General features: G+C 73.4%; 12 protein-coding genes and 1 pseudogene. 5 read left to right on the forward strand and 8 right to left on the reverse strand.

From position 1 onward, the window contains the following. The first annotated feature begins 66 nt into the window (after positions 1–66). A complete protein-coding gene (locus ACZ499_RS19440; protein WP_468409311.1) occupies positions 67–468 on the forward strand; it encodes a MarR family winged helix-turn-helix transcriptional regulator in 402 nt (133 codons plus the stop codon). 70 nt (positions 469–538) lie between these two features. Here the strand turns inward: ACZ499_RS19440 and ACZ499_RS19445 are convergent, their stop codons facing one another. Both ACZ499_RS19445 and ACZ499_RS19450 read right to left on the reverse strand, forming a co-directional pair. Continuing rightward, positions 539–1,282 (reverse strand): maleylpyruvate isomerase family mycothiol-dependent enzyme, encoded by a 744-nt coding sequence (locus ACZ499_RS19445; RefSeq protein WP_468676448.1) that lies wholly within the window; start codon positions 1,280–1,282, stop codon positions 539–541. 340 nt (positions 1,283–1,622) lie between these two features. Beyond that, positions 1,623–2,834, reverse strand: a complete 1,212-nt coding sequence (locus tag ACZ499_RS19450; protein ID WP_468676451.1) for an MFS transporter — start codon at positions 2,832–2,834, stop codon at positions 1,623–1,625. A 150-nt stretch (positions 2,835–2,984) separates the two neighbouring features. Between ACZ499_RS19450 and ACZ499_RS19455 the strand changes: the two genes are divergently transcribed. Then, entirely contained in the window at positions 2,985–4,199 is a 1,215-nt protein-coding gene (locus tag ACZ499_RS19455; RefSeq protein ID WP_385535409.1) for an ROK family protein, read from the forward strand. Positions 4,200–4,360: 161 nt separating this feature from the next. Here ACZ499_RS19455 and ACZ499_RS19460 read toward each other — a convergent pair whose 3' ends face one another. From ACZ499_RS19460 to ACZ499_RS19475, 4 genes are read right to left on the reverse strand one after another with little or no spacing between them, the layout of a single operon-like run. Further along, the gene (locus ACZ499_RS19460; RefSeq protein ID WP_468676478.1) at positions 4,361–5,263 is read right to left on the reverse strand and encodes a phosphotriesterase family protein; all 903 of its coding nucleotides are present in this window, start codon (positions 5,261–5,263) and stop codon (positions 4,361–4,363) included. Beyond that, positions 5,257–5,826: a DUF4865 family protein gene (locus ACZ499_RS19465; protein ID WP_468676454.1), complete on the reverse strand. Its 570-nt coding sequence runs from the start codon at positions 5,824–5,826 to the stop codon at positions 5,257–5,259. Before ACZ499_RS19465 ends, ACZ499_RS19460 begins: the two co-directional genes overlap by 7 nt. Before the next feature lie 10 nt (positions 5,827–5,836). Continuing rightward, complete coding sequence (locus ACZ499_RS19470) at positions 5,837–6,241, reverse strand: (R)-mandelonitrile lyase (protein ID WP_468676455.1); 405 nt, start codon at positions 6,239–6,241, stop codon at positions 5,837–5,839. 29 nt (positions 6,242–6,270) lie between these two features. Further along, a complete protein-coding gene (locus ACZ499_RS19475; protein ID WP_385535415.1) occupies positions 6,271–6,834 on the reverse strand; it encodes a TetR/AcrR family transcriptional regulator in 564 nt (187 codons plus the stop codon). A gap of 171 nt (positions 6,835–7,005) precedes the next feature. Here ACZ499_RS19475 and ACZ499_RS19480 point away from each other — a divergent pair, with 171 nt between their 5' ends. Together ACZ499_RS19480 and ACZ499_RS19485 are read left to right on the forward strand one after the other, a co-directional pair. Beyond that, on the forward strand, positions 7,006–7,311 hold the full coding sequence (locus tag ACZ499_RS19480) for an SHOCT domain-containing protein (protein WP_468676458.1): 306 nt from the start codon (positions 7,006–7,008) through the stop codon (positions 7,309–7,311). Further along, positions 7,308–7,454 (forward strand): annotated as a pseudogene (locus ACZ499_RS19485) (ABC transporter ATP-binding protein); the annotation flags it as partial. The gene ACZ499_RS19480 and the pseudogene ACZ499_RS19485, both read left to right, overlap by 4 nt. A 91-nt stretch (positions 7,455–7,545) precedes the next feature. Here the strand turns inward: ACZ499_RS19485 and ACZ499_RS19490 are convergent. Then, complete coding sequence (locus ACZ499_RS19490; protein WP_468676460.1) at positions 7,546–8,094, reverse strand: ATP-binding protein; 549 nt, start codon at positions 8,092–8,094, stop codon at positions 7,546–7,548. 145 nt (positions 8,095–8,239) lie between these two features. Continuing rightward, positions 8,240–8,566, reverse strand: a complete 327-nt coding sequence (locus ACZ499_RS19495) for a hypothetical protein (protein ID WP_468409295.1) — start codon at positions 8,564–8,566, stop codon at positions 8,240–8,242. Positions 8,567–8,851: 285 nt separating this feature from the next. On the opposite strand from ACZ499_RS19495, the gene cds1 reads away from it, so the two are divergent. Then, a complete protein-coding gene (gene cds1 / locus ACZ499_RS19500; RefSeq protein WP_468676463.1) occupies positions 8,852–9,949 on the forward strand; it encodes an L-cysteine desulfhydrase Cds1 in 1,098 nt (365 codons plus the stop codon). The last annotated feature ends 194 nt before the right edge of the window (positions 9,950–10,143 follow it).

Genomic DNA, 10,143 nt, shown 5'->3' on the forward strand with positions numbered 1-10,143 from the left:
TGCATCGAGTGCAAGTGCATTTAATTACAGCGCAACAAAGAGCGACTTCTCTGCTAACGTGCGGCCATGGCAGCCAAGAAGTCAGAGCGCATGCTCGTGGACGAGTGGCGCGGCATCCTCGCGGTGCATGCGCGCACGACGTGCGAGCTCGATCGCGAGCTGCATCAGTACGGCATCGGAGCGAGCGACTTCGAGGTGCTCGACGTGCTCGTGGAGGGGCGTGCGGAGGACGGCGGTACGGCGTACCGCGTCCAGGAGCTCGCCTCACGCGTCCATCTGAGCCAGAGCGCCCTCTCCCGCCTGATCGGCAGGCTGGAGAAGGAGGACCTGGTCACCCGCGGGATGTGCAGCGAGGACCGGCGGGGCGTCCGGGTCATGATCACGGACAAGGGCCGGGCGCGCCATACCGAGGTGCGACCGCTGCAACGCGCGGTGCTCTCCCGGATGCTGGCGGACCGGCCCTCGTAACGTCTGCGGTACGGCGGCGGGGTCACGGCCGCGCGTGCCATGACCCCGCGCGGACCGTGCGGTGCCAGGGCTACTTCCAGGTGATGGCCGAATTCGCCTGCCACAGCTCGGCGAGCGACGCGTCGCCCGCAAGGGCAACGGACGAGAGCGGCCGTCGGTTCCACAGCGTCAGATACAGCTCGTGCGCGGTGCCGCTCAGCTCGCAGTCGGCGGGGCCGTCGTCGTCCTGGACCGTGCGCGGCACCCCGTCCGACAGATGCACGGTCCACACCGCGTCCGTGTCCGTCGTCCGTACGCGAAGGGTGCGCGGCGTCCGCGTCCGCACCCGGCTCTGCTCCCGGGCGTGGAAGCCGCGCAGCAGCTCGTCGATGCCGTCGACGCCGAACTCCGGCTCCGGCGCGGTGACGCGGCCGCCCCGGGCCGACTCGGCGTCCACCCGGTGGACGGCCGTCTCGTGCGCCTGGCGGCGGGCCCAGAACGCCAGCGGGGAGGGCGCGGGCAGGAAGTGCCAGCACTCCAGTTCCTTCGGTGCGCCGGTCAGCGCGCCGACGAGTGCGCGGTGGCCCTCGCGGAACCAGTCGAGGAGTCCGTCGCCGTCCAGGTCGGGCTCCTCACCGCTGGGGTGGAAGGCGGTGTGGCCCTCGGTGATGTACGCGGTCGCCCAGCGGTGCACCGTCCCGGTGTGCCTCAGCAGATCCCGCACCTGCCAGCCGGGGCAGGTCGGCACGGAGGCGTCGGGGCCCGCCGCGCCGGCGGCCTCGGCCAGCAACCGGCCCTCGCGGTCGAGGGCGTTGATGAGTTCAGCGGTGTCCATGTCGGGATTCTGCCAGCGGCGCGGGCGGGGTGGTGATGCTGTCCATGTGCGCCCGGTCACGCCCGCGCGGAGCGGTTCGCGAGCGGGCGCCCGCCTCCCTGGCCTGGCGGGGCCGATCAGCAGGGAGTCCGCAGGCGCGCAGGCCTGTCGGCGCATCGCGTCGGCGCCGGTGTGGCCGGGCGCCGTCGCACGCCCCGTCCCGCCGAGCCCTTTCGTCCGCCCGCTCCGGTCCGTGCACGGCCGCGCCGGGCTCCGTCCGGCCCGCTCTGTTCGGCGCGCGGCCACGCTGGGCTCCGTCACGCCCCCGCCATTACGCCCCCCGCCATTACGCCCCCCGCCATTACGCCCCCGCCGTCGCATGCCGCGAGGCGTACGCGATCACGGCCGCCGCCGCCGACAGTGCGGCCACCGTGGTGAGGGCGACCGGCAGGGAGGACCACTGGGTCACGAAGCCGATCGCGGGCGGGCCGAGGAGCATGCCGCCGTAGCCGAGGGTCGACGCGGCGGCGACCCCGCCGGGTCCGGCCAGCGCGCCCGCGCGGGCCACCGCGACCGGGAAGATGTTGGCGAGGCCCAGGCCCATCACCGCGAAACCGGCGAGCGCCAGCCACACCGTCGGCGCGAGCGCGCCCAGCAGCATCCCGGCGGTGGCCGTCGTGCCGCCCGCGACCAGCGCGCGGGTCTGGCCCAGGCGTTCGAGCAGGAAGGTGCCGCTGAGCCGGCCGGCCGTCATGGCCAGGGCGAACAGGGAGTAGCCGATGGCCGCGATGCCGGGCGCCGCGTCGAGGTCCTGCTCCAGGTGGAGCGCGCCCCAGTCGGCCATGGCCCCTTCCCCGTACGCCGTGCACAGGGCGATCACGCCGAACAGGAGCACCAGGCGCCGGGCCCGGCCGTCGAGGCGCCGCCCCTGGGCGTGCGGGGTCGCGGTGTGCGCCGGGGCGGGGTGGCGGAGCAGGGACGGCCCCGCGAGGGCGGTCACCAGCAGGCCGAATCCGGTCAGCGCGAGCAGGTGCGCGGTGGGGGAGAGGCTGCCCGCGACCAGCGCGCCGACGCCCGCGCCGAGCATCCCGCCGAGGCTGAACGCGGCGTGGAAACTGGGCATCACCGGGCGCCGCAGGGCGGCGACCAGATCGACGGCCGCGCTGTTCATGGCCACGTTGATCCCGCCGTACGCGGCGCCGAAGAGCAGCAGGACCGCTCCCAGGGCGAGCGCCGAATGGGTCTGCGGAGGCAGGGCGATGGCCAGCGCCATCAGCGCTGCGCAGGCCACGGTCACGGGGTGGCTGCCGAAGCGCCGGCAGAGCCGGCCGGTGATCACCATCGTCACCACGGCGCCCGCCGAGACGCCGAGCAGAGCGAGGCCGAGGTCACCGGCCGAGGCGCCGGTCTGCTGCTTGATGGCCGGGATACGGACCACCCAGCCGGCGAAGAGGAATCCGTCGAGGGCGAAGAACACGGTCAGGGCGGTGCGGAGGCGGAGCAAGGAGGGCGCGGTGGTGTGCGCGCCGGATCCTGCCGGAAGGGCCGTCCGTATTTTGTTTAGTAGCGGCACAAACTCAGAATAGGGGGCGACGGCCCCTGCGGACAACCCGTCGATCTCCTGGCCGCCGGCTCGCGCGACGACCGGCGGGTGAGCGGCGAGTGAACGGGGGCCGCCGACGGAGGGAATGCCTCCGTCCTGGATCATGGGAGACTCGGCCCCATGAACGGCAAGGCGACGCACACCAGGACGAGGCTGGACAGGGGCCGCGGGGCACTCGGCCCCGCGCTCGAACTGGTCCACACCGGCCGCGCGCCCACCCGCGCCGTCCTCACCGCCGAGCTGGGCGTCACCCGGGCCACGGCCGGAGCGGTCGCCGCCGAACTCGAAGCGCTCGGCCTCATCCAGGTCGACTCCCGCCCCGGCGCCGCCGCCGGTTCCCAGGGCCGCCCCTCGCACCGCCTCGCGGTCAACGACTCGGGCCCCGTCGCCCTCGCCGCCCAGGTGCACGCCGACGGATTCCGCGCCGCGCTGGTGGGCCTGGGCGGCCGTACGGTCGCCACCGCACCCGGCTGCGTCACCGTCTCCGCCGACCCGGCGCAGGTGCTGGGCGAGGTCGTCGAGGCGGGCGCCGAACTCCTGCGCGGCAGCGGGCTGCGCTGCGTCGGCGCGGGCCTGGCCGTGCCGTCGGCCGTCGCCGAGCCGGACGGCACCGCGCTGAACCCGCTGCACCTGGCCTGGCCCGCGGGCGCCCCGGTGCGCGAGATCTTCGCCGAGCAGGTACGGGCCGCGGGCATCGAGGGTCCGGCCTTCACCGGCAACGACGTCAACCTCGCCGCCCTCGCCGAGCACCGCCACGGCGCCGGGCGCGGCGCGCAGCACCTGCTCTGCGTGGCCACCGGGCACCGCGGCGTCGGCGGCGCCCTCGTCCTCGACGGCCGTCTGCACACCGGGAGTTCGGGCCTGGCCCTGGAAGTCGGCCACCTCACCGTCAGCCCCGAGGGCCGCCCCTGCTACTGCGGCGGCCGGGGCTGCCTCGACGTGGAGACCGACCCGCTCGCCTTCCTGGTGGCGGCGGGCCGCGACCCGGGCCCCGAGGTCTCGCTCCTGGAGCAGTCCCGCGAGTTGCTGCGCACGGAGTACGAGGACCCGTCCGTACGCGGGGCCGCGCAGGAGCTCATCGACCGCCTGGGCCTGGGCCTTGCCGGGCTCGTCAACATCCTCAACCCCGACCGGATCATCCTCGGCGGACTGCACAAGGCCTTGCTGGAGGCGGACCCCGACCGGCTGCGGGCGGTCGTCGCCGACCGCAGCCTGTGGGGGCGCAGCGGCGGCGTGCCCATCCTCGCGTGTTCGCTCGACCACAACAGCCTGGTCGGCGCGGCCGAGCTGGCGTGGCAGCCGGTGCTCGACGACCCGCTGGCGGCGCTGGGCTGACGGGCGTTCGGCCCATGATCGCGGGTCGGTCCCGCAACGGCGGGCGCCGAGCGGGGCTGTGGACGTCCGGTGCGGCACCGCGGCCCCGTAAGGGGCGCGGGGAACCGCGCGACCAGCCCCGCACGGCCCGCGGCTGTCCGACCGCGATCCCGGCGAAGCGCTCAGTGGCGCAACGCGAACGCCCCCGGCGGATTCGCCACCAGCACCCGCTCCACCAGCTCTTCGCCCAGGGCGAGTTCGAGCCCGGGCCGCACCCGGCGCAGCAGGTACGGCATGCCCGGCGTGTCCGGGGTCACCGTGTCCCCGCCGAGCAGCAGCCGGTCCGCGAAACCGGCGTCGGCGAGCGCCTTCAGAGCCTCCGGCATCCGCCAGTCGGTGGCGTGGTTGGCCCGGGACGGCCCGTCGAAGCCCAGATAGGCGCCCGCGGCGGCGGCCTGGCGGTGGCCGGCGAAGTCGGGGGAGCGGTTGAGGTGGCCGAGGATCACCCGGTCCGGCGCCACCCCCAGCTCCCCGCAGAGCAGGTCGAGGACGTCGAGGGCTCCGGTCCCGAGCTCCAGGTGCACCGCGACGGCCGCGCCCGTGCGGTGATGGGCCTCGGCGGCCGCGCGCATCGTCAGCCGGGCGTGCGCGTCGAGCCCGTGGAAGCCCCCGGCGACCTTGATCAGCCCGGCCCGCGCCCCACCGCCGCCCGCCACGCCCTCGGTGATCTCGCGCACGAACAGCTCGGCGAGCGAGTCGCGTACGGAGTCGAGCAGTTCGGGCGGGTAGTGGGCGGCCTGGTGCAGCCCGGTGGCGGCCACGATATGGACGCCTGACTCCCTTGAGAGCGCGGCCAGTTTGTCGGCCCGGCGGCCCATTCCGTACGGGGTCCACTGCACCACCGTGCCACCGCCGAGGGCATGGAAGGCGCCGAGCCGGGCGGACGCTTCCCCGGCGTCGTCGAGCTCCTGGCCCGGCAACAGTGGGCTGCGGATGAAGAGATGGTCGTGCGCGTCCACCACGCCGAGCCGGTCGGCGGGCACATCGCCGGTCACGGTGCGGACGACGGCCGGCCCGCTCACCAGTGCCGTCCCCGGGGCAGCTCGCCGCGCTCCGGCGCCGACACGTGCAGCACCTGGAAGCGGTCGCCGGGCGCCTGCGGGGCCTCCTGCTCCCAGAGCGTGAAGCGCAGCAGCTCCCAGCGGCGGGGGTCGACGGCCAGCGCGCTCGCCACCGTCCCCGGGGCGGCCGCCCGCTCCATCTGCTCGGCCACGAAGTCTCCGGGCCGCACACCGTCCGGCACCGTGAGGCGCTCGCGTGTCGCGGAGACCGGCACGGCCCCGGCCGCCGCCCCCTCCTCGTACGAGAGCCCCGTCCAGTGCTGGACCTCCGGGCGGCCGAAGTCGTCCACGATGCCCTGGAAACCCGGGCCCCAGAGGAAGGAGTTCATGCCCTCGGGCGTGTTCCAGAGGTAGAACGGCGCATACGCGTTCACCGGCGAGCCCGCGCCGCGTTCGCGGATCAGATACGCCTTGAGGCCGAGGCCGGGGAAGCCGTCGAGGAGATGGCCCCGGGTGGCCACGCGGGTGCGGATGATGTCCATGTCGTAGTCGGCGGGCAGGGTGATCTCGTACTGCAGGGCGTGCACGGCGTACTCCTCAGGCAGGGGACGACGGGTAGGTGTCGGCGGCGACATGGCGATCCCAGTCGACCGCGGTGCCGTCCTGTGCCGCCTCGACGACCGCGAGATGGGTCATGAACGTGTGCGGCCCGGCGCCGTGCCAGTGCCATTCGTCCGGCTCGATCCAGACGGTGTCGCCCGCCCGGATCGGCTCGACGGGACCGCCCCGGCGCTGCACCAGGCCCTCGCCCTCGGTCACGTGGAGAACCTGGCCGCGCGGGTGGCGGTGCCAGGCGGTGTGGGCGCCGGGGGTGAAGTGGACGCTGAACATCCGCAGCCGGGACGGGGACGGGGGCGCGGCGATCTCGTCGAGCCAGACGGTGCCCGTGAAGTGCTCGGCCGGGCCCCGCACACTGGCGGGGCGCTGACGGGTGACGTGCATGGTGGGCGCTCCTGGGCTGGTGGTGGCGGTCAGAGGGTGCGGGGCGCGAGCAGGGCGAGCAGGCCGCGCACCCCCGCGTCGAAGGCGGCGGGCGAACCGGACGCGCGGGCCAGGACGTAGCCGCCCTGGACGGTCGCGACCACCGTGGCCGCGATCTCCTCGGGCACCAGGTGAGCGCTGAACTCGCCCGCGTCCAGGCCCTCTTGGACGATGCGCGCGAGCCGCTCGCGCAGCCAGTCGATCGTCTCGGTGACGGGCGCGCGCAGCTCCTCGCTCGCGATGACGTCCGGGTCCATGGTCAGCCGGCCCACCGGGCAGCCGCGCAGGACGTCGCGCTCGCGCAGCAGATAGCCGCGGATCCGTTCGTACGCCGTGCCCTCGCTCCCGAAGGAGGCCTCGGCGCTCGCGCGCAGCTCGTCGGCGGTGCGCCGGATGGCGGCGAGCGCCAGGTCCGGCTTGCCCGCGAAGTGGTGGTACATGCTGCCCTGGCCCGCGCCCGCCTGCTGCTGGATCGCCTTGGGGCTGGTGCCGACGTAGCCCCGCTCCCACAGCAGCTCCCGGGTGGCCTCGATCAGACGCTCGGGGGTGCTCATGCCTCCTACTGTACATACTAGTAGGTACAGAAGCGAGAGCAGTCGTCCGCGCTCCATCTACTCCCCGGGAGGTACGGCAAGTGCCGCTGGCTGTACGACGACCCGGACCACCCCTCGGCGGGAGTCTCGAAAGCACCACGGGACCCACCCCCGACCGAGGAGCTGAGCACCATGAACACACTGGCCTACGACGGACCCGGCCCCTGGATCCTGTTCTTCCCGGTGATCTGGGCGGCCGTGATCCTCACGGTCGTGACCCTGCTGCGCCGCACGGTGTGGCGCGGACGGCGCGGCCCCTGGCGCCCGCCCTTCGCCGACCCGCGGTCCTATGACGGCCGCCCCTCGCTCGACGAGCGCTCGCCGCTCGCCGTGCTCGGCCGCCGCTTCGCCGCAGGTGAGATCGACGAGGACGAGTACTGGCGCCGGCTCTCCGTCCTGGACGAGGAGTTCGGCCGCCGCAAGGGCGGTGCGGATTGACGACCGCACTGCGGGCCACCGCCGCCCGGGTCGTCGACGCCGTCAGGACGTACGGCGCGGGCGACACCGAAGTGAGGGCCCTGGACGGGGTGGGCGTCGACTTCCCGGCCGACCGCTTCACCGTGATCATGGGGCGCCCTGGCCGACTGGCGCCCGGCCCGCCGAGCGGCCCGCCTCGACGTGCTGCGGGCGATCGCGACGGAGTGAGCGGCCCTGCCCGGCCGCCCCGCCCGGTCAGCCCGCCGCGGGCAGCCGGGCGGGGGTGCGCGGATGGCCTGCCCGGCCCTCGGCGAGCACCAGGGCGGGTCGTTTGCGCAGGCAGGGGCCGGTCGCCTTGGGAGCGGCCGCCTTCGTCCCGTACGCCGGGCGGGGCGGCAGTGCGACCGCCGGCGGCGCGGGGAGTGTGAACCATACGGTCTTGCCCAAGGCGCCCTGCGGACGCACCCCCCAGCTCTCGCTGACCGCCGCGATCATCGCGAGTCCGCGGCCATTGGTGGCGAAGGGGTCGGCGCTGCGCACCGTGGGCATGCGCGGATCGTGGTCGTGGACGGACACCGTGAGACGGTTGCGCAACAGCTCGATCTCCACGGTGCAGATCTTGTCCGGCTGGGCGTGCCGGTGAACATTGGTCAGCAACTCGGTGACGCCCAGCGCCGCCTCGTCTATCAGAGGATCGAGATGCCAGTAACGCAACTGCGCTGAAACGATTCTGCGGACTTGCCCGATCCGCGACGGCAGGGCTTGGAGCTCCACCGTGCAATGCCTGCTCGACTGGCTGATCACGGCTGCGCCTCCCCGATTGAGGTCCGGAAGAAGCTTTCTGGTCCGGCGGGCTGGATCACAGCGTGACCGCCGGTAAACCCTCAGTGATGTGAGACCAGGGTGGCGCAGGGGTCGGCGCTCCGCAACTCGCGCCCCATCAGCCCCCTCAGCCGCGTGGTTCACCCGCCGGACGCACCGCCTGCAGGAAGCGCTGGGCGAGCTCCGCGCCGCGCGGCCTGCCGCTCTGCTGGCCCATGGTCAGCCGGTAGCGGTGGCCGTTGAGCCTGGCCACGGTCCGGTCGGCCTTGGCGGCCCACGGCAGCAGCGGCTTGCCCGCGCTCACCGCGCGCAGCGGCGCGCTGTCGATCTCCCGCCCGTTGCTGGTGAGCAGGGCGAGTCGGCCGTCCTTGATCAGGACTTGTCCCGCCCTGGTCAGCGAACGCGTCCAGCGTTCGATCCGCACACCCCTGGCGCTGAACTCGGGCTCGGTCATGGCCGCTGTGCCCCCTTCGTGCCGTTCCTGCTGGGCAGTCTGCCCAACGATGGCCGTACGCACCAGGGCGCGCGGAGGATCGGCCGTCACCCGCCGCCGTACGCCGCTTCACCGGCGTCCCACAAGCCACCCCTATGGATCCCCAAAGGGAATGTTTGTGCAGGTGAGGGCGGTATTGTCAAGTGACGGAGCCGCGCGTTTCCAGCCGACTTCGGCGACACGCTGCACGACCTTTCCAGCCCGGGCGCCCTCGTCCCCGGGACACCCGAGACATGGAGGAGTGGCATGGAGACCATCGACGTGGACCGCAGCGACGCGGCCTACCGGGCGTGGCTCAAGGACGCCGTGCGCAAGGTCCAGGCCGACGCCAACCGCTCCGCCGACACGCATCTGCTGCGCTTCCCGCTGCCCGAGCGGTGGGGCATCGACCTGTACCTCAAGGACGAGTCCACCCACCCCACCGGCAGCCTCAAGCACCGGCTCGCCCGCTCGCTCTTCCTGTACGGGCTGTGCAACGGCTGGATCCGTCCCGGCAAGCCGGTCATCGAGGCGTCCAGCGGCTCGACCGCGGTCTCCGAGGCGTACTTCGCCAAGCTCATCGGCGTGCCGTTCATCGCCGTCATGCCGCGCACCACCAGCGCCGAGAAGTGCCGCCTGATCGAATTCCACGGCGGCCAGTGCCACTTCGTGGACGACTCGATGAAGATGTACGAGGAGTCCGCCGCGCTCGCCGCCGAGACCGGCGGCCACTACATGGATCAGTTCACGTACGCGGAGCGGGCCACCGACTGGCGGGGCAACAACAACATCGCAGAATCGATTTACCAGCAGTTGAAGCTGGAGCGTTACCCGGAGCCCGCCTGGATCGTCGCCACCGCCGGGACCGGCGGCACCTCGGCGACCATCGCGCGCTATGTGCACTACATGCAGTACGACACGCGCATCTGCGTCCCCGACCCGGAGAACTCCTGTTTCTTCGACGGCTGGACCCGCGGCGACGCGTCTGCGACCAGTGACTGCGGCTCGCGCATCGAGGGCATCGGGCGGCCCCGGATGGAGCCGAGCTTCCTGCCCGGCGCCATCGACCGGATGATGAAGGTCCCGGACGCGGCGAGCGTCGCGGCCGTGCGCGCCCTCGAAGCGGCCATAGGCCGCAAGGCGGGCGGCTCCACCGGCACCGGTCTGTGGTCCGCCCTGAAGATCATCTCCGAGATGGTGGCCGCCGGGCGCACCGGCAGCGTCGTCACCTTGCTCTGCGACCCGGGCGACCGCTACCTCGACAAGTACTACTCCGACGACTGGCTGGCCGAACAGGGCCTGGACATCGCGCCGTACACGGCGGCGATCGACACGTTCCTGGCCAACGGAGTGTGGCCGGACTAGGACGGCCGGCCGGGAGGCCTACGGCTGGAAGCGTCCAGTGGCGCCGGAAGGCACGGGCGCGGCGAGGGCTTTCGGGCCAGGTGGACCGGACTAGGGCGTATTTCGAAAGTAGCGTCGTCCGCCCGAAGGGCGGGCCCGGCGGCGTCTGGTGCGTGCGATCGCAAGGCGGAGGGTCGCCCCGATACTGGTTGTAT

The organism is Streptomyces sp. NPDC031265 (assembly GCF_055570295.1).